Genomic DNA, 21,953 nt, shown 5'->3' with positions numbered 1-21,953 from the left:
CTACAACTGGCATCGAGCTCATAGCGCCATCGGCGGCATTGCGCCGATGGCGAGACTTCCTGCGTCGAGAAACAACCTCTTGACGCTTCACACCTAGCCGCCACCGGACGATCCCTCATCATCGTCCGACTCCTGCCCCGCCGCCGCTTTCGCGGCCGTCCGCAACAGCGCGATCTGTCCACGATAGGCGCGGCATCCGCTGCAGGTCGGCAGATGCACGCGTACCTGCAGACGCTCGTGCAGCGTCAGATGCCGATCGAGCGCATCCGACAGCAGTCGTGTCACGTCAGTACATTTCCCCGGCAGCATCTTCGGTCGTCAGTCCTTTTTCGCTCAGGCAGGTTCGCAGGCGCGTGCGCGCCCGGTACAGCAGCACGCTGCAATGATTCGTCGTCAGCGTCAATTCGCTACAGATATCCACAATCTCGACATCGAGGAATTCGCGCATCATGAACACGCGTCCGATCTGCTCCGGCAGATGGTCGAGGCAGACCTGGAACAGCGTCCAGAATTGCTGTTGTTGCAACAGCGTTTCGGGCTTCGGCCACGGTCGAGGTTTCGCATGCGCGGCCCAGTGCCCATTGTCCTTGAACAGTTCGCGATCGAGCACGGATTCGCCGTCGAGCTCCGCATCGAGCGCGGTCAGGCTCACCATTCGCTGGCGCGCGCGCAGCACGTCGATCAGCTTGTTGCGCAGGATCCCGAACACCCAGGTCTTGTGGGCCGACAGCCCCGCGAACTCGCCGGCATGCGACCACGCGGCGGCCAGCGCTTCCTGCACGGCGTCTTCGGCCGCGTCGGCATCGCGGAGCTGGAGTCGCGCGAAGCGCAGCAGGTCGCGCCGCAGTTGCGCGAGATAGGCGGGATCGTCGTGTGCGGACGGCATGTCTGGTTGCAGTGTCTCGAAGCAATGGCATCGCGCGTGCGTCACGGGAGCGGGCGCGTCGCGGTGCGAGCAGCTTACTGGGCGCGGTCCGCGCCTGCAACGCAATGTTCCGTCACGAATTCACGGAGCCCGCCGCCGCGCTGCGCTATGCTTGCCGAACCCCGTGTCGCGCGTCGACCACGCCGCGCGGCGGGCGATCTGTAACGTCGGAACATATCGGTCGAGTTATCCACAATTTCTGTGGAAAACCTTGTGGAAAGTCGGCCGGACGGCCCCGTGGGACGGCTCGCGGGCTGGCTTGCCTATAAACAGACCTTTATCGCCCGTTCGGAAGCAATCGATCCGATTCCTCACTCACCGGAAGGAGAATGCCATGTCCTATCGTATTGCGGTCGTCGTCGGCAGCCTGCGTCGCGCGTCGACGAATCGCGCGCTCGCGCATGCCGTGATCTCGCTCGCCCCCGCCGATTTTTCGTTCGAGTTCGTCGAGATCGGCGAGCTGCCGCTGTACAGCCAGGACTACGACGCGGATTTCCCGGAAGTCGCGAAGCGCTTCAAGCAGTCGATCGAAGCCGCGGACGCGCTGCTGTTCGTCACGCCCGAGTACAACCGGTCGATTCCGGGCGTGCTGAAGAATGCGCTCGACTGGGGCTCGCGCCCATGGGGTTCGAATTCGTGGTCGGGCAAGCCGGGCGCGGTGCTCGGCACGTCGCCGGGCGCGGTGGGCACCGCGCTCGCGCAGCAGCACCTGCGCAACGTGCTCGCTTACCTCGACGTGAAGACGCTCGGTCAGCCCGAGATGTTCATCAAGCACGACCCGGCGCGCATCGACGACCAGGGGCAGATCGTCAGCGAGGACACCCGCAAGTTCCTGCAGGGCTTCGTCGATCGTTACGCGGGCTGGGTGCGTCTGCTGAAATCGGCGTGACGTCGTCGGCGGCCTGATCGCCGCGTTCGTTCACGCCGTCGCGCCGGCGCCGCCCCGCGCACCGCGGGTCACGCGCCGGCGTGTCGTGCGTCGCGCGCTTCGCGGATGCCCAGCAGGATCTCGTCGAGCAGCGCGATATCGAACGGCTTCGACAGCACGCGGACGTTGACCGTGCGCGTGCGGTCGAGCTCCTCTGCATAACCGGTGACGAGAATCACGGGCAGCTTCCCCGGCCGCTTGTCGATCGCTTCGGCCAGGTCGATGCCGTTCAGGCGGCCCGGCATATGGATGTCCGAAATCACGAGGTCGAACGCATCGTTCGCGGCGGCGCCTTCGATCAGGCGCAAGGCGTCGTCGGCGGTGGGCGCGTAGGTCACGCGATGACCGAGCAGCGACAGCAGCGCTTCCGTGCCGGCCGCGACTTCGCCGTTGTCCTCGACGAGCAGCACGTGCAGGCCGGCGAGCTCGCCATTGGCCGCATCGTGCGCGGCGGCCGCCGGCCGCGCGACGACATCCTCGGCGCGCGCGCGCGGCAGGTACAGACGCACCGACGTCCCCGCACCGACCGCGCTGTCGATCGTCGCGAGGCCGCCCGAGCGTTCGCAGAACGCGAAGACCTGCGGCAGGCCGAGCCCGGTCCCCATCCCCTGCGCCTTCGTCGTGAACAGCGGTTCGAACGCGCGCGCGAGCACGTCGGGCGCCATGCCCGACCCCGTGTCGTCAAGCGAGATCTGCACGAAATCGCCGGTCAGCGGGAAGCCGTCCTCACGGCGCAGCGTGACGTTGCGCGCGCCGACCGTGAAGCGTCCGCCGGTCGCCATCGCGTCGCGCGCGTTGACCGCGAGGTTGATCACCGCGAGCTCGAGTTCCGCGACGTCGACGCGGATCGGCCAGACGCCCGGCTCGATCGCGACGACCAGCGACGACTTCGACCCGAGCGACGTCTTCAGCAGCTCGCGGCACGTGCCGACCCATTGCCCGATGTCGATCGTCTCGTTGTGCAGCGGCTGCTTGCGCGCGACGCCGAGCAGCTGGCGCGTGAGCGACTGCCCGTTCTTCAGCGCGCGTTCGATCGCGCCGAGCTCCTTGTCGAGATGCTGGACGCCGCGCCGCCGCGCGATCTGCACGTTGCTCGAGATGATCATCAGCAGGTTGTTGAAGTCGTGCGCGACGCTGCCGACGAGATTGCCGAGCGCCTGCATCTTGCGCGACTGCCGGTACGCCGATTCGATCGAGCGCCGCATCGACGCTTCGGCCTGCCAGCGGTCCCATGCCTCCTCTTCCGCCTTCAGCCGCTTGAGCGACAGCCAGATCACGGACCACAGCGCGACCGACGGCGCGAACATCGAGATGAACAGCACGCTCAGGTGTTCGTACCATTCATGCCAGATTGCCGACGTGCGGTACGCGCAGCTCACGTAGACGGGATAGCTGCCGACCTGGCGATACGCGACGATCTCGCTGCTCGCGTCGTCGTGACGCACGCGCACGACGCCCGCGCGCGGCTCGTTGTGCGCGTTGCCGAACGTGACCGAGCGATCGGTGTGCGCCAGCGACGGCGGCGGCGGATACGACGCGATCACCGCGCCGTCCGAGCGCGCGAGCGCCATCGTCATCGGCGTGCTCGCGCCGCCGAGCAGGTCGCGGTAGAACGCGTTGAAATACGACGATTTCAGCGCGATCGACACCATGCCGGCGAACGAACCGTCGCTATGGCGTCGCGCGACGCCGGTGTTGAATACGGGAATGTTCTCGAGCTTGAGCGGCCCCATCATCAGTTTCGAGATGTGTTCGATGACCTTGCCGTCTCGGATGCCGGCGAAGTCGTCGCGATTCGCGATCGACGCATACGGCGCCGGATAGTAGAGGCTGTTGGCGAGCAGCATCCCGCTCGCACCGAAGATCGACACGGCGGCCACTTGCGGATAACCGCCGCCGATCGTGTTCAGCGCCTCGTGGATGTCGGATTCCCTGCCGCGCACGGTCGCGTCGTCCATGTCCTGCACGAGGTCGACGATGCGCGCATCGAGCGTTTCGCTCAGGTCGAACACCTTGAGCGCGTGCTCCTCGGCCACGCGCACCGTGCGCATCGTCACGTCGCTCGCGGCGGCCTCGCGCGCCTTCAGGTCGCTGTACGCCATCACCACCACGTAGATGCACGGCAGCACGATCGCCGCGACGAGCAGCACGATCAGCGTCACGCGGCGCACCGCGAAATCGTGCTCGGGTGCGCCGGCCGCGTAGCTGCCGTCGTCCTGCCAGTCGTCGGCGGGGGGAGGCGCGGGGGTGTGGGAGTCGGCAGGCCGTTCGGACGTCATCGAGGAAAGCGGGTGAGGCAGCGGTGTCTGTCATCATAAACGAGTTGCGACGGCCCGCCGCGCGGCGCCGTACGTGGCGATCCTGCCGTTCGTACAGGCGCGATCCTGCCGTATATGACAGCGGTAAACCGTCGGATTGAAAACGCGACGAATCCGGCAGCGCAAACGTACACAAGGAAAAATTTTGCGTACTTATCTCGAAAATGGTCGCGGCTATTTTCGGAATGATGCGCGATCGGACCAATTCTGTTCGAAATGGCGAAAATGGCGAGTTGCATCGCCTCCGGTTTACTCCGAGAATCGCGCCTTGCTTTCCCTATGACAGATACATGCGCCCGCCGGCGATTGCCGCGCGGTGCGTCGCGCGCACCTGCGTCGCGGCGCCCGTGCGCGGCCGCAAGGCGGTTGCCCGCGCCGAAACGCATGGCCCTAAAGAAATGCGCCGCGCGGTCGTTAACGCGAGAGAGACCATTCCGTATACCGCATCGCCCCATGCCTTTGCCGATTGTAATTGCCGACGATTCGCTGCTCGCTCGCAAACTGCTGACAAAGGCGCTGCCGGGAGATTGGGACGTCGACATCGCGTATGCAGCGAATGGTCGCGAGGCCTTGGCGCTCTATCGTGACGGCAAAGCTTCCGTGATGTTTCTGGATCTGACGATGCCCGACATGAGCGGATATCAGGTCCTGGAAACACTGCGCCACGAAGATCTGAACACGTTCGTGATCGTGGTATCCGCCGATATTCAGCCGCAGGCGCAAGCACGCGTGCGCGAATTGGGCGCGATCGCATTCGTTGCCAAGCCCGTGACGTCGGAGGCATTGCTGCCCATTCTCAAGGAGTATGGGTTGTATGCCTGAATCGGTGTTCACGGCGGAGCAACGCGACGCGTTGCAGGAAATCGCCAACCTTGCAATGGGCCGCGCCGCCGCGCGGCTTGCGTTGCTGCTCGGGCACTTCATCGAGCTGTCGGTGCCGCGCGTGCGCGTCGTGAAAGCGGCCGATGCGAGCGACGCGCTGCGCGAGATGACGGGCATCCACGACAACGTGACCGCCGTGCGTCAGGGCTTCCGTTCCGACATCAAGGGCGAGGCGATCGTGCTGTGCCGCACGGCGGGCGTCGCGCGGTTGATGTCGGTCGTCGACCGCACGTTCGGCGACGGCGTGTACGGCGGCATGGCGACGCCGGACGAACTCGTGTTCGACGTCGCGAACGTGCTGATGGGCGCCTGCGTCGCGTCGATCCTCGACGAACTCGGCCGCAAGCCCGTGTTCTTTCCGCCGGGGCTGCTCGGCGCGAACGTGTCGTTCGACGACGTGTTCCAGCCGAACGAACTGGGATGGAGCGTCGCGCTGCTGCTCGAGGTGAATTTCGGGCTCGAGAACCATATGTTCCGCGCGCATTTCGTGATGTTGATGGCCGAGGATTCGATCCGGCTGATGGGCGACGCGCTCGACGCGTTGCTGTCCGCGCTATGACGGCCGCCGCCCCGTCGCTGAGCGACCTCGTGATCGAGCGCGTCGGCTTCGGCCTGTTCGTGCTCGACCGTTCGATGACCGTCCTGATGTGGAATCGCTTCATGCAGGACCACAGCGGGATCCCGGCCGCCGACGTGATCGGCCGCAACCTGTTCGACCGCTTCCCGGACCTGCCGCGTGCGTGGCTGTCGCGCAAGCTCGAGAGCGTGTTCCAGCTCGGCAGCTTCGCATTCAGCTCGTGGGAGCAGCGGCCCTACCTGTTCCGCTTCGAGCACGATCGGCCGATCACGGGCGGCGTCGACTACATGCAGCAGGACTGCACGTTCATGCCGCTCACGCGCGGCCGCGACGTCGAGGCCGTGTGCGTGACGATCTCCGACGTCACGCATGTGAGCGTGATGCAGCGAGAGCGCGAGGAAGCGGTCGCGAAGCTGCGCGAGCACGCGAATCTCGACGGGCTGACCGGCATCGCGAACCGGCGCTTCTTCGAGGCGCGGCTCGGCGACGAATTCGCGCGCTGGCAGCGCTACGGCGGCGACCTGTCGGTGCTGCTGTTCGACCTCGACCACTTCAAGACGATCAACGACCGCTTCGGGCATGCGGTGGGCGACGCGGTGCTGCGCGAGACGGCGCGCCGCGTCGCGTCGATCGTGCGCGCGCAGGATACGTTCGGCCGGTTCGGCGGCGAGGAATTCGCGCTGTTGCTGCCGTGCACGACGCTCGACGAGGCGATGCGGGTGGCCGACAAGGTGCGCGACGCGATCGGCAGCGTGCCGGTCGACGCCGAGGGCGTCAGCGTGCCGGTCACGGCGAGCGTCGGCGGCGCGTGCGCGAAAGCCGGCGCGCCGACCTGCGACGTACTCGTCAACGAGGCCGACGCCGCGCTCTATCGGGCGAAGCGGCTCGGGCGCGATCGGTCGGTCGCGTACGCCGACTGACCGCGCCCGCTCCGCTCAGCTTTTTGCGATGTCGGCGAGCACGCCGGCCAGCACGGCCGGCTGCGACACGAACGGCGAGTGGCTGCTGTCGAGCTGGTGCACGTGGGTCGGGTTGCCGGGCGCGAACGCGTCGGCTTCGTCGATGAAGCGTTGCTGCAGCGCGGGCAGGATCACGCGATCGGCCAGGCACTTGATGTAGTGGCGGTCGATCGCGCCCCAGCGTGCGGCGGTCGTCGGGATCGCGGTCGCGAACGGCGCGGCCGGCACGTCGCAGCTCATCAGGTTCGCGACCGCGTCGAAATCGGCTTGCGGCACGTCTTCGTACAGCGCGCGCTTCATCGATGCGCGATACGCGGCGTCGCCGCTGTGCGGATCGACGCGCAGCGCGCCGACCACGCGCGGGCTCGCGAGCATCAGCGGGCCGAGCAGCTCGCCGTTGTTTTCCGGCGCGCGCACGTAGTCGAGGCCCGGTACGCCCGACGCGGGCATGAAGGCCGCGAGATAGACGATCTTCGCGATCTTGTCCGGCGCGCGTTCGGCGGCCGCCGTGATCGCGAGGCCGCCCATGCTGTGCCCGACCAGCACGACCTTGCCGCGGCCGAGCGCGTACGCGTCGTCGACGGCCTGCGTCACCTGCGTCGCGTAGTCGTCGAGCGTCGTGTTGGCGACCGGCGACGGCTCGGCGCCGAACGCGTCCTTGTCGAGCGGCCGGGCGAGATACGACGCGGGAAAGCGCGCATGGATGCCGTGCGCGGGCAGGTCGCGCGCGATCGACAGGTAGCCGCGCGCGGCCAGCGCGGCCGCCACGTGGGCATAGCACCACGCGCCATGCCACGCGCCGTGCACGAGCACGAAAACGGGATGATCGGACGGCGGGGTGGCGGGGGCGTTCGTCTCCATGGTGTCCGTATTTTTTCGAGAAAGGTGTCATCTTAGACGAACCGGCCGCCATCGAGACGCGCTCGCGCGGCGCGTTTCTTGACCGGCAACGATCCGTCCCTTTGTGTCGCACAGGCCACATTTCGTCCTGATCCGATTTGAATTTGTGCCGAAGCGCGCTAATTTGTTGCTTTGCCTGCGATTGCACCCCATGAACGTCGACTATCTCTTCTATCGGAAGCCGAACAAACCCGGCCCCTATTCGCTCGACGACCTGGGCGACATCGCGCCGCCGATCGGCCCGGGCGCCGTGGTGCGCGCGGGAATCGCGCGCGTGTTCGAGCAGATCGACTGGCAGGAATCGCCCGACGTGCCGGGCGCGTGGTTCGGTACCGGCGGCGCGGTTTTCCAGTTCACCGCCGAGCCCGACGGCCGCGTGACGAGCTTCATGGGCTCGCGCCTCGAGCGCCGCTCGATGCTGCAGCTCACGCGCGAAATGGGGCTCATCGCGCTCGATCTGCAGCGCGACATCGTGTACGGCTGACGCGCGTTCGGGCCGCCGTTCGCAAAGGCCGGCGCACCGGCCCGCCGGTGGCGCTCGGCACCCCGCCGGACAGGGTGCGCGTCCGCCATCGAACTTCAAAGATTGCTATACTTTCGCCCAATTCCGGCTTCCGGCCGGTAATTTGTGCCTGTCTGCGTCGATCGTTCGCATATCTCGCACGCATTCGACGCCCTGACCATCCCAGCCGGGCATGGCTTCTTCAATCGCCCCGCGTGGGTGTCTCCGTGGAGCTTCGTCTTGGCCGTTTCCCATTCCGTCGTGGACGAACAAGAAACCGACGCCGCTGCCGTCACATCGGGCAGCTCCTTCTATCTGGCGATGCGCATCCTGCCGGCCGTGCAGCGCGATGCGATGTTCCAGGTCTATGCGTTTTGCCGCGCGGTCGACGACATCGCCGACAGCGACCTGCCGCGCGCCGAGCGCACCGCGGGCCTGAATCGCTGGCGCGCGGACATCGACGCCTGCTTCGCCGGCCGCCCGCCGCGCCACCTCGTCGCGCTCGATCGCGAGATTCGCGCGTTCGACCTGCAGCGCGACGATTTCCACGCGATGATCGACGGGATGGCGATGGACGCGGTGGAAGACATCTGCGCGCCCGACGAGCCGACGCTCGACCTGTTCTGCGATCGCGTGGCGAGCGCGGCCGGCCGGCTGTCGGTGAGGATTTTCGGGATGCCGGAAGCCGAAGGGATCACGTTGTCGCACCACCTCGGCCGCGCGCTGCAACTGACCAACATCCTGCGCGACATCGACGACGACGCGGCGATCAACCGGTGCTACCTGCCGCGCGAGCTGCTTGCGCGCGAAGGCATCGCGATCACCGATCCGGCGACGATCGTGCGCGATCCGGCGCTGCCGCGCGTGTGCGCGACGCTCGTCGAGCGCGCGCTCGAGCACTTCCGCCAGGCCGACGCGGTGATGGATGCCTGCCCGCGTGCGCAGGTGAAGGCGCCGCGCATCATGTCGGGCGCGTATCGCTGCATTCTCGAGGCCGCGATCGCGCGCGGCTTTGCCGCGCCGCGCGCGCCGCTGCGCAAGCCGAAGGCGCGCATGCTGATGATCGCCGCGCGCTACGCGCTGTTCTGAGTCGACCGACGCGATGCCCAGAACCGTCCACGTGATCGGCGCAGGACTCGCGGGCCTGTCGGCCGCGGTCGAGCTGCAACGTCGCGGGCGGCGCATCGTGCTGCACGACGCGCATGCGCACGCGGGCGGCCGCTGCCGCTCGTGGTTCGACGGGACGCTGAACACGACGCTCGACAGTGGGCTGCACACGGTTTTCGCGGGACAGCCCGCGACGCAGCGCTACCTGCGCGCGATCGGCGCGGCCGATCAGCTCGCGGGGCCCGCGCTGGCTGAATTCCCGGTCATCGACATCGCGTCGCAGCAGCGCTGGACGCTGCGTTTCGGCAACGGCCGCTGGCCGTCGTGGCTGTTCGATGCTGCGTCACGGGCGCCGGGCACGACGCCGCTCGACTACCTCGCGCTGGCCCCGCTCGCGTTCGCCCGCACGGGCCGCTCGCTCGCGCAGACGATGCGATGCGACGGCGTGCTGTGGGATCGCTGGCTGCGACCGTATTTCCTCGGGGTGCTGAATATCGAGCCGCGCCACGCGAGCGCCGAACTCGCGCGCGCCGCGCTGTGCGGCACGTTTGCCGCGGGCGGCCCCGGCAGCCGTCCGCTCGTCGCGCGCCGCGGGCTCGGCAGCGCGTTCGTCGAACCGGCGCTGCGGATGCTGCAGTACGGCGGCGCGCAGATCCGCCTGAATTCGCGGCTCGACGCGTTCGAATTCGGCGCGCACGGCAATGCGATCGATGCCGTGTCGGTCGGCGGCGAGCGGATCGATCTCGCGCCGGGCGACGCGGTCGTGCTGGCCGTGCCGCCCGAGGTTGCGCAGCCGCTCGTGCCCGAACTCACCGCGCCCGACACCTTCAGCGCGGTCGTGACCGCGTATTTCGCGGTCGAATCGCCGGCCGGTCATCCACTGCAGACGACCGTCGTCAACGGCGTCGTCGATGCGGTGCGGACCGGTGACGGCCAGCTCGCGGCGACGATCCGCGATGCGGGCCGCTGGCTCGACATGCCGCGCGACACGCTCGCGCGGCGCATCTGGGAAGACGTCGCGCGCGTGACCGGCGCGAACCCGGAAACCATCCCCGCGTGGCAACTCGTCGTCGAGCCGCGCGCGGGCTTTGCGGCGGTGCCGTCGCAGGAAATGAAACGGCCGGCCGTGCGTACGCGCTGGACCAATCTTGTACTCGCGGGCGACTGGATTGCCACCGGCCTGCCCGCCACGATCGAGGGCGCGATCCGTTCCGGCCAGTTGGCCGCGGACGTGCTCCAGACGCAATAAAGAGAGGGACCGATGAACGATCTCACCGAAATGGCTACCTTGTCCGCCGGCGCCGTGCCGGCCGACGTCGACGCGGCTGTCGCGCGTGCGACCGACGCGCTGCTGGCCGCGCAGCAAGCGGACGGACACTGGGTCTACGAACTCGAAGCGGATTCGACGATTCCTGCTGAATACGTGCTGCTCGTCCACTATCTGGGCGAGACGCCGAACCTCGAGCTCGAACAGAAGATCGGCAAGTATCTGCGCCGCATCCAGCAGGCCGACGGCGGCTGGCCGCTGTTTACCGACGGCGCACCGAACATCAGCGCGAGCGTGAAGGCGTATTTCGCGCTGAAGGTGATCGGCGACGACGAGAACGCCGAGCACATGCAGCGCGCGCGCCGCGCGATCCACGCGATGGGCGGCGCCGAGATGTCGAACGTGTTCACGCGCATCCAGCTCGCGCTGTACGGTGCGATTCCGTGGCGCGCGGTGCCGATGATGCCGGTCGAGATCATGCTGCTGCCGCAGTGGTTCCCGTTCCATCTGTCGAAGGTGTCGTACTGGGCGCGCACCGTGATCGTGCCGCTGCTCGTGCTGAACGCGAAGCGTCCGCTCGCGAAGAACCCGCGCGGCGTGCGCATCGACGAGCTGTTCATCGACCCGCCCGTCAACGCCGGGCTGCTGCCGCGTCAGGGCCACCAGAGCGCGGGCTGGTTCGCGTTTTTCCGCGTGGTCGACCATGCGCTGCGCGCGGTCGACGGCCTGTTCCCGAGCTATACGCGCGAACGCGCGATCCGTCAGGCCGTGTCGTTCGTCGACGAGCGCCTGAACGGCGAGGACGGCCTCGGCGCGATCTATCCGGCGATGGCCAACGCGGTGATGATGTACGACGTGCTCGGCTATGCGGAAGACCATCCGAACCGCGCGATCGCGCGCAAGGCGCTCGACAAGCTGCTCGTCGTGCAGGAGGACGAAGCGTATTGCCAGCCGTGCCTGTCGCCCGTGTGGGACACGTCGCTCGTTGCGCATGCGCTGCTCGAGACCGGCGATGCGCGTGCGCAGGAAGCGGTGCTGCGCGGCCTCGAATGGCTGCGTCCGCTGCAGATCCTCGACGTGCGCGGCGACTGGATCTCGCGCCGCCCGAACGTGCGGCCCGGCGGCTGGGCGTTCCAGTACGCGAATGCGCACTACCCGGACGTCGACGATACGGCCGTGGTCGTGATGGCGATGGATCGTGCGCAGAAGCTCACGCAGTCGGACACGTATCGCGAATCGATGGCGCGTGCGCGCGAATGGGTCGTCGGCATGCAGAGCAGCGACGGCGGCTGGGGCGCGTTCGAACCTGAAAACACGCAGTACTACCTGAACAACATCCCGTTCTCCGATCACGGCGCGCTGCTCGATCCGCCGACGGCCGACGTGTCGGGCCGCTGCCTGTCGATGCTGTCGCAGCTCGGCGAGACGCCGCTGAACAGCGAGCCGGCCCGCCGCGCGCTCGACTACATGCTGAAGGAGCAGGAGCCGGACGGCAGCTGGTACGGCCGCTGGGGGATGAACTACGTGTACGGCACGTGGACGGCCCTGTGCTCGCTGAACGCGGCCGGCCTGACGCCGGACGACCCGCGCATGAAGCGCGGTGCGCAGTGGCTGCTGTCGATCCAGAACAAGGACGGCGGCTGGGGCGAGGACGGCGACAGCTACAAGCTCAACTATCGCGGTTACGAGCAGGCGCCGAGCACGGCGTCGCAGACGGCCTGGGCGCTGCTCGGCCTGATGGCGGCCGGCGAAGTGAACAACCCGGCCGTGGCGCGCGGCGTCGACTACCTAGTCGCGCAGCAGAACGAAGAAGGCTTGTGGGACGAGACGCGCTTCACGGCGACGGGCTTCCCGCGCGTGTTCTACCTGCGCTACCACGGCTATCGCAAGTTCTTCCCGCTGTGGGCGCTCGCGCGCTACCGCAACCTGAAGCGCGCGAACGCGACGCGCGTGACGGTCGGGATGTAACGCGTGGCGACGACGCAGCACAACGGCGCATTGCCCGTCATCGCGGTCACAGGGATGGCGTTCGAGGCGCGCATCGCGCGCGGCGACGGCGTCGAGGCCGTGTTCGCCGCGCGGGCCGACCGGCTCGAGCGCGCACTGGCCGAAGCGACCGCGCGCGGCTGCGCGGGCATCGTCAGCTTCGGTACCGCGGGCGGGCTCGCGCCCGACCTCGCGCCGGGCGCGCTCGTGATCGCGGACGCGATCGACGGGCCGTTCGGCCGCGTGCAGACCGATACGGGCTGGAGCGCGCGGCTCGTCGCCGCGCTGCAGGACACGCCGGTGTGGGCGCGTGTCACGCGCGGCACGATGGCGGCCGTCGGCGCGCCGGTGGTCAGCGAGCAGGACAAGACGTCGCTGCATCGTGCGAATGGCGCGCTTGCCGTCGACATGGAATCGCATATCGCGGCGGCCTTCGCGGCCGCGCGCGGCGTGCCGTTCGCGGTGTGCCGCGCGATCGTCGATCCGGCGTGGCGCACGCTGCCGCGCGCGGCGACGGCCGGGCTGCGCGACGACGGCAGCACGGCGATCCTGCCGATCCTGCGCGAACTGCTGAAGCAGCCGTCGCAGCTCGGTCCGTTGTTGCAAGTCGCCAGCGATGCGCGCGCGGCGCGCACGACACTGATCCAGGCACGCCACGCGTTCGAGCGGGCGGGCGCGATGCGGATCGTCTGAGCGGCGTTCGCTGCTGGCCTTTCCCCCGCTTCCCGGTCTGCCGTTTCGCGCGGACAAAAAAAGAGCGCTGCATGACGCAGCGCTCTTTTTTTGCGCGGCCGCCGTTGCGGCGTTACTGTGCGGCCGGACTGCTCGCGGGCATCGTCGGCATCGCCGGCGCGATCGGCGCGCCGTTGGCGGCCGGCGCTGTCGTCGCTCCGGCCGACGCAGCGACCGGTGCCGCAGCAGGCGCACTCGCCGGCATCGCATTGTCCGCACCCGGATCGTCATACTGCGGCAATCCCGGCGCGGCCGGTGCGTTGTTCGGCGTGGCGCCCGATGCGCCGCCCGCATCGCCCGGATCCTCATAGTTCGGCAAGCCGCCCGGCGTGGTTGGCGTGGCCGCCGGCACCGCGCCGGCTTCACCCGGCTCAGCGTAGTTCGGCGCGGCAGCCGATGCCGACTGGCCGTGATACGTCAGCGACTTGCGCTGCTGCAGGTACGCGTCGCGCACGAACGAATACGGATCGAGCGCGGCCTGCTTCAGCAGATCGGTCGCACCGAGCAGGTCCGAACGCGCGCTGATGAACTGCGCGATGTACATCGGATTGCGTGCGGCCGGCTCGATGTAGTTCAGCAGGTTGAAGCGCACGTCCACCGCGCGGCCGACGCCGTCGCGGATCGTGCTCGGCCCGAACACGGGCAGCACGAGGTACGGGCCGGACGGCATGCCCCAGCGCGCCATCGTCAGCCCGAAATCCTGGTGATGCTTAGGCAGCCCGGCCGGCGTCGCGATGTCGATCAGGCCGGCGACGCCGAACAGCGAGTTCATCGCCACGCGCATCAGATCCTGCGTCGCATCGGTGATGCGCAACTGCAGCAGGTTGTTCGCCATGTTGCCGAGATCGCCGAGGTTCGAGAAGAAGTTGCTGATCGCGGTGCGCACCGGCGTCGGCGTGACTTTCTGGTAACCCTTCGCGATCGGCTGCGCGATGTGCGTGTCGACCGTGTCGTTGAACGTGTACATCGCCCGGTTCATCGGCTCGAGCGGGTCGTTGGGATTGCGGTTCGGTCCCGTCGCGCAGCCGGTCAGCATCGCGCTGGCGGCGACGGTCGCCGCAATGATTCGCACCTTATTCATTGATTCCTTGCGATTGGTTCTGGGCGCGCTTGACGCGCGGTTTGCCCATCAGGACGGGCTGGAACACCACGGCGCCGATCAGCGTACAGGTCAGGGCCAGCGCGAGCAGCTTGCCCATGCTCGACGTGCCCGGATGGTGCGACAGCCACAGGCTGCCGAAGGCGGTCGCCGTCGTCGCGGCGCTGAACAGCACGGCGTGCGTGAGGCTCGAATGCAGCAGCCCCGTCTGCCCCGCGCGCCACGCCATCACGAAATACACCTTGAACGCGACGCCGACACCGAGCATCAGCGGCAGCGCGATGATGTTCGCGAAGTTCAGCGACATGCCGAGCACGACGCACATCTCGAGCGTCACGATGCCCGACACGAGCAGCGGCACCAGCGTGCGCAGCACGTCGCCGAAGCGGCGCAGCGTGACCCACAGCAGGACCGTGATCGAGATGATCGACCACAGCGCCGCGTGCAGGAACGCGTTGATGATCGTGTCGGCCGAATGCAGGATCGAGATCGGGCCGCCAGTCGCGCCCGGTTCCGCGGCCTTCACGGCCTTGGCGAAACGGCGCAGCATCGTGTCGTCGTTCGGGTCGACGCCCTTCGGCACCTTCGGCGAGATCTGCACGAGCGCGTGGCCGTCCGGCGCAACCCAGTCGCGCACGACCTGCGGCGGCAGCGATTCGCGCGTGATGTCCTGCGGCTGCAGCAGCGCAGCGAGCTGGTTGAGCGCGATGCGCAGCGTATCGGAGAACGCGCGTTCGGCACGGTCGCGCGTCGCGCTGTCGGCGGCGGCGAGCTTCGCGAGCGACGCGGACAGGTGCTGCGCGGCCGCGGCGCCCGGGCCCGGGTGATCCTCGGCCGCATAGCTCAACAGGTCCGACACGCGCTTGAGCGCGGCCACGCGTTGCGCGTCGGTCGCGGGCGGCGCGGCCGGCTGCGTCAGCGCGGGCAGCAGCTCGCTCGCAGCCGCGGCGATCGCCGCGCGCTTGGCCGGCTGGTCGGCGGGGATGAAGGTCGACAGCGTGGTCGTGCGGCCGACTTCGGGCAGCGCGTCGAGGCGCTTCGCGGCCGCGTCGGCTTGCGCGAGCGACGGCGCGAGCAGCGTGACGTCGTTGACGGCGGCTTCCGGCGAATCCTTCAGCGCGAGCAGCGTCGCCATCGATTCGCTGTTCGGGTCCTTCAGGTGCAGCGGGTTGAAGTCGAAATGCAGGAACGCGAGCAGCGGCAGCGCGCCGATCACGACCGCCAGCGTGCCGATCAGGATCGGCTTGCGATGGCGATCGAGATAATCGTCGACCGGCGCGAGCCACGGAAAGCCCGGCGTCTTCGATTCGCCAGGCGGCGCGAACAGGCGCAGCAGTGCGGGCAGCAGCGTGAGCGTGGTCAGCAGTGCGACGAACATCCCGACGCCCGCGATCAGGCCGAGCTCGGACACGCCGCGATACGCGGTCGGAATGAACGAGAAGAAGCTTGCTGCCACGGCCGCGGTGGCGAGCGCGAGCGGCATGCCCATCGAGTGCGCGGCGCCGATCAGCGCGTGATCGATGCGCTCGTCGCGGAAGCGTTCCTCGCGGTACTTCACGCCGTACTGGATCGAGAAGTCGACGCCGAGGCCGACGAACAGCACCATGAACGCGACCGAGATCATGTTCAGCGAGCCGACCATCGCGAGGCCGAGCGCGGCCGTCACGACGAGGCCGACAAACAGCGTGACGAGCACCGAGCCGATCATCCGCTTCGAGCGCAGTGCAAGCCACAGGATGACGAGCACGGCGAGCAGCGTGAGCACGCCATTGAGCGCGGCGCCGTCTTCGACCGACGCGAATTCGTCGTCGGCGAGCGGCTGTTCGCCGGTCAGGCGCACGGCCGCGCCGTAGCGCTTGTCGAGGTCGAGCGAACGGGCCGCGTCGCGGATCACCTGGCTCGTTGCCGCGCCGGCCTTCAGCGCGCCGTAGTTGACCACCGGCTGCACGGTGACGAACGCGCGCGCGGGCTGCCGCGCGGCGTCGCTGTCGACCAGCGCGCGCCACGAGAACGCGGCCGGCTTGCCGGCCAGCACGTCGTCGACCGTCGCCGCGCTGCGCGCGAGCAGCTTCGCCATCGCGGGCAGCTTCACCTGGCCGGTCAGGAGCGGCTGGCCGAGCGTGGTGGACAGCGTGGTGGCGAGCCCGGTGAGGCTCGGGTTCTTCGCGAGTTCGTTGACGAGCGGGCGCGCGCTCGCGAGCTGCGCGGTCGTATCGGAGACCTCCTGCGGCGACAGGAACAGCAGCCCGTTGTGTTCGAAGAACGGCCCGCCGCCCGGTTCGGCGACCGGGCCGATGCGGCCGGCGGCGGCGTCCTTCTGCAGCGCTTCGGTCAGCGCATGCGCGGCGGCCGTCGCGAATTCGGGCGCGGGCGCCTCGACGACCGCGAGGATCGTGCCGTTGCGTTGCGGGAACGCCTTGTCGACGGCCTGGCCGAGCGCGGCCCATTGCGGTTCCGCATCGACGAGCTTGCTGATGTCGGTGTTGATCTTGAAATGCTGCGCGACATAGACGCCGCTGAAGGCGGCGATGACGAGCGACAGGACGACGACCCAGACGGGGCGGCGCACCGACCACGCAACGAGTCGGACGATGAGAGATGTCACCATGTGGTGGTGGGGAGCGGCTGGCTAGGGCAAAGTAGCCAAGTATACCGGCGCGGCGCGGCGACGGTCGTGACGTTGCGGAGAATCGGGGCGGGAAGGATATTTGCTACCGGCGTGGCAATCGGATCGCGCGGCCGGATCATTTGTATGCATATATTTACATAATCGCCGCGGCGATGCGTCGACACGCCGCGAAGCGCCTGTGACAAACGGCGCTGAAAGGTAACAGTCGGTCACCGGGCGGCAACGCGGCGTCGGGCCCGGTATACTTTGCTCCACCGGCCGATGCAAAGAGCCGGCCGTTTTTTCCCATCGAGTGCGAAATTCGTATGAAACGTCATCTGTTTGCTTTCGTCGCGGCGGCCGCCGTGTCGGTTTCCGCTTTCGCGCAGAGCGCGCCGGTCGACCTCGTCCGCACGGCGGTCGAGGGCACCGTCAACGCGATGAAGGCCGATCCGGCCGCCCGCGGCGGTGACATGGCGAAGATCACGCAGGTGGTCGAGCAACGCTTCCTGCCCGTGACCAACTTCGAGCGCACGACCCGCATCGCGGTCGGCGACGCGTGGAAGCAGGCCACGCCGCAACAGCAGCAGGAGCTGTACAAGCAGTTCCGGTTGCTGATGACGCGCACCTACGCCGCGTCGCTCGCGCAGCTCGGCAACCAGGACGCGAAGTTCTCGTTCAAGCCAGGCGGCGCGTCGGGTGCCGATGCGCTCGTGCAGTCGACGGTCACGACGCCGGGCGACAGCCAATCGGTCGGCTATCGTCTCGGCAAGGTCGGCAACGACTGGAAGATCTACGACATCGACATGTCGGGCGCGTGGCTGATCCAGGTCTACCAGGGCCAGTTCAAGAGCCAGCTCGCGACGGGCGGGATCGACGGCCTGATCGCGTATCTGCAGAAGCACAATTCGCGGACGAACTGACGGCGTTGCAAGGCCGCGGTCCGGATGCACGAAGGGCGCCCTCGGGCGTCCTTTTTTCATGGCGGCGCGTGGACTGCGTACGGGTTCGCGCCTACCGCCGCCGATGCTCGACCGCGAACTTGATCAGCTCGGCCTGCCCTTCGATCTCCAGCTTGCGTTTCAGGTTGAGCCGGTGCGTCTCGACCGTGCGCACCGACAGCCCCGTCTGTTGCGCGATCTGCTTGCTCGACAGCCCTTCGGCCAGCGCGTCGAGGATGTCGCGCTCGCGCGGCGTCAGCCGGTCCAGCGGCGACGCCGTCGCGCTGGCCTGGATCATCCGCGCGGCCAGCCCTTCGCTGAAGAACGTCTGCCCGGCCAGCACCACGCCGATCGCACGCACGATCTCGCTCGCGGGCGAATCCTTCAGCAGATAGCCGCTCGCGCCGGCGCGCACCGCCTGCGTCACGTACTCGATGTTGTCGTGCATCGACAGCATCAGCACGCGAATACCCGGAAAACGCTCGTGGAACACGCCCGCGAGCGTGATGCCGTTCATCCCGTTCATGCCGACGTCCATCAGCGCGAGATCGGGTTCGAGCGAGGCGGCCAGCGCGAGCGCCTCGTCCGCGTTGCCGGCCTCGCCGACCACCGACAGGTCGGCCGCTTCGAGCCGCATCCGCAAGCCATCGCGCACGAGCGGGTGATCGTCGACGAGCAGCAGTCGGGCGGCGTGCCGGGCGGTATCGGGGGCGCTCATGGGCAAGGTCTCCGGGTAGGGTGTGCGTGCTCAGGCGGCCGCGCGCCGCAGCGGCACGCGCGCGGCCACGACGGTATGGCCGACCTGCGACGTGATCGTCAGCGTGCCGTCGAGCGCGTCGAGGCGCTCGCGCATGTTGCGCAGGCCGATGCCGCGGCGCGCGTCGGCCTGCGAGCGTTCGGCGTCGAAGCCGCAGCCGTTGTCGGCGATGGTCAGCGTGACGGATTGTGCGCCGACGTCGAGCGTGACGGCCGCGCGCGACGCCCGCGCATGATGCACGATGTTGCTCAGCGCTTCCTGCGCGATCCGGAACAGCGCGGTGTTGACGGCTTCGGGCAGCGGCTGCGTGCCGCCGTGCGCGACCTGCGTGTAGCCGATGTCGATGCCGCTTTCCGCGCCCAGCTCGCGCACGAGTTGCTCGAGCGCGGCCGCGAGGCCGAGATCGTCGAGCATCGACGGGCGCAGCGCGTGCGAGATGCGTCGGACTTCGCGCAGCGTGTCGCCGAGCCGCCCGACGCCCGACGCGAGCGCCTGCTCGGCTTCGGGCACGCGCGACGTGCCGCGCTCGAAGCGCGCCAGCGCGGATTCGAGCATCAGCTTCGCGGACACCATCATCTGGCTGATCCCGTCGTGCAGTTCGCGCGACAGCCGCGCACGCTCCTGCTCCTGCGATTCGACGACGCGTTGCGCGAGCAGCTTGAGCTTCGCGTCGGCGCTGCGCGACTCGCTGACGTTCAGTACCAGCGCGCACACGGCGATCGCCGCCGCGCCGGTGAGCGCGATCGCGGTGAGCCAGCTCATCGTGCGCTCGATGTTCGCGGACGCGCGCGCATCGATGCGCTGCAGCGCGGTGTCGACGTCGTCGAGATAGATGCCGGTGCCGACCATCCAGCCCCAGCGCTCGAGCGCGACGACGTAGCCGAGCTTCGGCGCGACGCGGCCCGTCGACGGCCGCTGCCATGCATAGCGCACGTAGCCGCCGCCCTGCGACGCCGCGCCGATCAGCTTCTGGATGGTCAGCGCGCCCTGCGGGTCGCGCATCGACCAGAAGTTGTGACCGACGCGCTCGGGCTCGCGCGGATGCATCAGCGAATTGCCGTGCAGGTCGTAGACGAAGAAATAGCCGTCGGGGCCGAAATCCATCTTCTGCAGCATCGCGAGCGCCTGCGTGCGCAGCAGCGCGTCGTCGCGCGCATTGTGGCCGCTCGCGTCGTAGAGCGGCATGATCGCGCTCGTCGCGAGTTCGACGTAGTGCTTCAGCTCGACTTCCTTGCTCGACAGGTACGCGGCCTGGATCGTCGCGTGCTGCGTGCGCGCGAGCGTCGTCGCCTGCTGGCGCACGCCGAAGCCGATGCCGGCAATCGCGAGCAGGAACGGCACGATGGCCAGAAGGAAGATCTTTGCCTTGAGTCTCATGGTGGTGCGAAGCGGCCGGCCCACGCGGCCGGCCAGGCGCGCAGGCCGGGCGCATCGGCCGCGCGGCCGCGCGGTGGCATATCGAGCCGGTATTGTCGGCGATTTTGCAGGCGGGCGGCGGCCGCCGCCCCGCCGCTGCCCGTGCGTTCAGGCCCGCCGCGATTCGCGAGTGTCGGGCGACGTGGCCGCCTGCACGGCGATGCGGTTGCGCCCGCCTTCCTTCGCCCGATACAGCGCATCGTCGGCCCGCTTCAGCGCGGCCTGGATGTTGTCGTCGTGTTCGGGGTAGCTGGTCGTCACGCCGATGCTCACCGTCAGGCGGCCGACCGTGCCCGCGTCGTGCCGGATGCCGAGATCGAGGATGCCCGTGCGGATGGTTTCGGCGATCGTCACCGCGCCGTCCGTGTCGATATCCGGCAGCACGACGACGAATTCCTCGCCGCCGTAGCGCGCCGCATAGTCGGCCGGGCGGCGCAGGCAGCCGGCGATGCAGTGGCCGACCGCGGCGAGTGCGTCGTCGCCGGCCTGGTGGCCCTGCGTGTCGTTGTAGCGCTTGAAGTCGTCGACGTCGATGAACAGCAGCGACAGCGCATGTTGCGAGCGCGCGGCGCGGCGCCATTCGCGCGCGAGCGTGACGTCGAGCATCCGGCGGTTGTCGAGGCCCGTCAGGCCGTCGGTGCGCGCGAGCGCCTGCAGCTCGGTTTCCGCGCGATGGCGTTTGCGCAACTGCACGTCGAGCAGCAGCGACAGGCCGACGAAGCCGATCGCGAGCGCGACCATCGCGGAGCCGATCGGGATCGCACGGTCGTACCACGCGGCGTAGGTGTCCGCTTCCGAGCGCGCGACCATGACGATGAGCGGCAGGTGCTCGAGGTGCCGGAACACGTACAGGCGCCGCACGCCGTCGATCGTTGCGGTATCGGCGAAGCTGCCTTCGTTGGCGGTCATGAAGTGCCGGAACGTGCTCGCGCGGCTGATGTCGCGGCCGACGATCTTGGGGTCGTACGGCTCGCGCGCGACCATCCTGCCATCCGTGTTGATCAGGGCGACCGAGCCGCGATCGCCGAGCGACAGCCGCGAGAACAGGTTCTGAAAATATTCGAGCCGGATCGACATCACCGCGACGCCGCCGAACGATCCGTCGGGCCGCGTGATTCGCCGGCTGAGCGCGATGCTCGGCGAGCCGCCGCGCAGCCGCGAGTGATACGGGGGGCTGACGTACAGGCCGACGTCGGGACGGTCGCGGTGCACGGTGAAGTACGGTTCGTTGGCGAAGTTGGCCTTGCGCGGCACGTCGCTCATGCCGTCGACCGCGATGTCGCCTTTCGCGTCGAGCACGTAGATGCCGCCGAGGTACTTGGCGGTCGTCGCGCGATCGAACAGCACCTGGCGGCGCAGCGCCATCGGCAGCCGGGTCACCGCCGGGTCGTTCGCGCCTTCGACGACCGCCTGCAGCGACAGCGAATAGATCTCGATGTTGCGTTCGATGTCCCACGACGCCATCAGCGCGAGGTTCTGCTGCATGCTGCGCGAGCGGTCGCGCGCGTCGATCCGGCCTTCGTACAGCACGATCCCGCACAGCAGCAGCAGGATCAGCGCGATCAGCAGCCCCGTATAGAAGATCAGGTGCGGCAGCAGGGACCGGCGCAGATGAGCGGCGACACGGCTCGTCACGCCGGATTCGCTGGGCATTGCGTAGTCGGTTTCTGCCATGGTCCGTGGATCGGGGGCATCGTCGCCGGGCGGCGGGCCGATGCGATTGTTCGTATGACTACCGGTGGCGATCCGGTGCGCGCCCTTCCCGTGCCAGCCTTCCGTTCAGCGGAGAAACCGGGCACCGATTATCGACAATCGCGGCCCGAGAAACCGATAAACCGGGTATTCACAGGTAACGTCTGCTGCAATTCGACCATCTGACGAATCGCGACGCGAATTGAACGGAGTATAACGCGCGTGTTTGTGTGCGCGGAAAATGTTGCAACCTGTTGATCGGGATCAAATTTTCGCGTAATCCCGGGCTTGCAAATATCGGCGAAGCGTTGTCGCGCAAGGCTGTGCGGCAGTGCGGAAAAGGCCGTGCGGCGCACG

Annotated in this window: 19 protein-coding genes; 10 read left to right on the top strand and 9 right to left on the bottom strand. The window is 68.2% G+C overall.

The window, feature by feature from the left end:
- Positions 1-93 precede the first annotated feature (93 nt).
- Both HWX76_RS21735 and HWX76_RS21730 read right to left on the bottom strand, forming a co-directional pair.
- Positions 94-309 (bottom strand): zf-HC2 domain-containing protein, encoded by a 216-nt coding sequence (locus HWX76_RS21735; protein ID WP_050013474.1) that lies wholly within the window; start codon positions 307-309, stop codon positions 94-96.
- Entirely contained in the window at positions 287-886 is a 600-nt protein-coding gene (locus HWX76_RS21730) for an RNA polymerase factor sigma-70 (protein ID WP_050013473.1), read from the bottom strand. The genes HWX76_RS21735 and HWX76_RS21730 overlap by 23 nt, the downstream gene beginning before the upstream one ends.
- A 373-nt stretch (positions 887-1,259) precedes the next feature.
- Between HWX76_RS21730 and HWX76_RS21725 the strand changes: the two genes are divergently transcribed.
- Complete coding sequence (locus tag HWX76_RS21725; protein ID WP_124450700.1) at positions 1,260-1,814, top strand: NAD(P)H-dependent oxidoreductase; 555 nt, start codon at positions 1,260-1,262, stop codon at positions 1,812-1,814.
- Positions 1,815-1,882: 68 nt separating this feature from the next.
- Here HWX76_RS21725 and HWX76_RS21720 read toward each other — a convergent pair whose 3' ends face one another.
- Positions 1,883-4,132, bottom strand: a complete 2,250-nt coding sequence (locus HWX76_RS21720) for a hybrid sensor histidine kinase/response regulator (protein ID WP_089489934.1) — start codon at positions 4,130-4,132, stop codon at positions 1,883-1,885.
- 492 nt (positions 4,133-4,624) lie between these two features.
- Between HWX76_RS21720 and HWX76_RS21715 the strand changes: the two genes are divergently transcribed.
- From HWX76_RS21715 to HWX76_RS21705, 3 genes are read left to right on the top strand one after another with little or no spacing between them, the layout of a single operon-like run.
- Positions 4,625-4,993: a response regulator gene (locus HWX76_RS21715; protein WP_050013470.1), complete on the top strand. Its 369-nt coding sequence runs from the start codon at positions 4,625-4,627 to the stop codon at positions 4,991-4,993.
- Positions 4,986-5,612, top strand: coding sequence for a chemotaxis protein CheC (locus tag HWX76_RS21710; protein WP_050013469.1), 627 nt, complete (start codon positions 4,986-4,988; stop codon positions 5,610-5,612). Before HWX76_RS21715 ends, HWX76_RS21710 begins: the two co-directional genes overlap by 8 nt.
- Complete coding sequence (locus HWX76_RS21705; RefSeq protein ID WP_050013468.1) at positions 5,609-6,550, top strand: diguanylate cyclase; 942 nt, start codon at positions 5,609-5,611, stop codon at positions 6,548-6,550. The genes HWX76_RS21710 and HWX76_RS21705 overlap by 4 nt, the downstream gene beginning before the upstream one ends.
- A gap of 15 nt (positions 6,551-6,565) precedes the next feature.
- Here the strand turns inward: HWX76_RS21705 and HWX76_RS21700 are convergent, their stop codons facing one another.
- Positions 6,566-7,450 carry an alpha/beta fold hydrolase gene (locus HWX76_RS21700; protein ID WP_050013467.1) on the bottom strand — a complete coding sequence of 295 codons (885 nt, stop codon included), beginning with the start codon at positions 7,448-7,450 and terminating at the stop codon, positions 6,566-6,568.
- 190 nt (positions 7,451-7,640) lie between these two features.
- Here HWX76_RS21700 and HWX76_RS21695 point away from each other — a divergent pair, with 190 nt between their 5' ends.
- The 5 genes from HWX76_RS21695 (at position 7,641) to HWX76_RS21675 (ending at position 13,044) form a co-directional block, all read left to right on the top strand.
- Positions 7,641-7,973 carry a hypothetical protein gene (locus HWX76_RS21695; protein ID WP_124594853.1) on the top strand — a complete coding sequence of 111 codons (333 nt, stop codon included), beginning with the start codon at positions 7,641-7,643 and terminating at the stop codon, positions 7,971-7,973.
- A 258-nt stretch (positions 7,974-8,231) separates the two neighbouring features.
- Positions 8,232-9,080, top strand: a complete 849-nt coding sequence (gene hpnD / locus HWX76_RS21690) for a presqualene diphosphate synthase HpnD (RefSeq protein ID WP_124631376.1) — start codon at positions 8,232-8,234, stop codon at positions 9,078-9,080.
- Between the two features lie 13 nt (positions 9,081-9,093).
- Positions 9,094-10,347, top strand: coding sequence for a hydroxysqualene dehydroxylase HpnE (gene hpnE, locus HWX76_RS21685; RefSeq protein WP_176016321.1), 1,254 nt, complete (start codon positions 9,094-9,096; stop codon positions 10,345-10,347).
- A 12-nt stretch (positions 10,348-10,359) separates the two neighbouring features.
- Entirely contained in the window at positions 10,360-12,333 is a 1,974-nt protein-coding gene (gene shc / locus HWX76_RS21680; RefSeq protein ID WP_050013463.1) for a squalene--hopene cyclase, read from the top strand.
- Between the two features lie 3 nt (positions 12,334-12,336).
- Positions 12,337-13,044 carry a phosphorylase gene (locus HWX76_RS21675; protein WP_080334231.1) on the top strand — a complete coding sequence of 236 codons (708 nt, stop codon included), beginning with the start codon at positions 12,337-12,339 and terminating at the stop codon, positions 13,042-13,044.
- Between the two features lie 112 nt (positions 13,045-13,156).
- On the opposite strand, the gene HWX76_RS21670 is transcribed toward HWX76_RS21675, so the two are convergent.
- Entirely contained in the window at positions 13,157-14,164 is a 1,008-nt protein-coding gene (locus HWX76_RS21670) for a VacJ family lipoprotein (RefSeq protein ID WP_124631375.1), read from the bottom strand.
- A complete protein-coding gene (locus HWX76_RS21665; RefSeq protein ID WP_050013461.1) occupies positions 14,157-16,790 on the bottom strand; it encodes an MMPL family transporter in 2,634 nt (877 codons plus the stop codon). Before HWX76_RS21665 ends, HWX76_RS21670 begins: the two co-directional genes overlap by 8 nt.
- Positions 16,791-17,116: 326 nt before the next feature.
- Here HWX76_RS21665 and HWX76_RS21660 point away from each other — a divergent pair, with 326 nt between their 5' ends.
- On the top strand, positions 17,117-17,713 hold the full coding sequence (locus HWX76_RS21660; RefSeq protein ID WP_050013460.1) for an ABC transporter substrate-binding protein: 597 nt from the start codon (positions 17,117-17,119) through the stop codon (positions 17,711-17,713).
- A 91-nt stretch (positions 17,714-17,804) separates the two neighbouring features.
- Here HWX76_RS21660 and HWX76_RS21655 read toward each other — a convergent pair whose 3' ends face one another.
- The 3 genes from HWX76_RS21655 to HWX76_RS21645 form a co-directional block, all read right to left on the bottom strand.
- Positions 17,805-18,449, bottom strand: a complete 645-nt coding sequence (locus HWX76_RS21655; protein ID WP_050013457.1) for a response regulator transcription factor — start codon at positions 18,447-18,449, stop codon at positions 17,805-17,807.
- 30 nt (positions 18,450-18,479) lie between these two features.
- Positions 18,480-19,865: a cache domain-containing protein gene (locus tag HWX76_RS21650; RefSeq protein ID WP_050013456.1), complete on the bottom strand. Its 1,386-nt coding sequence runs from the start codon at positions 19,863-19,865 to the stop codon at positions 18,480-18,482.
- A gap of 147 nt (positions 19,866-20,012) precedes the next feature.
- Complete coding sequence (locus tag HWX76_RS21645; RefSeq protein ID WP_050013455.1) at positions 20,013-21,578, bottom strand: sensor domain-containing diguanylate cyclase; 1,566 nt, start codon at positions 21,576-21,578, stop codon at positions 20,013-20,015.
- Between the last annotated feature and the right edge of the window lie 375 nt (positions 21,579-21,953).

The sequence above is a fragment of the Burkholderia sp. BCC0398 genome, assembly GCF_902833245.1.
GTDB classification, from domain to species: domain Bacteria; phylum Pseudomonadota; class Gammaproteobacteria; order Burkholderiales; family Burkholderiaceae; genus Burkholderia; species Burkholderia sola.
Note: the sequence above shows the minus strand (reverse complement) of the source record. Positions and strands in the feature narration are given on the sequence as shown.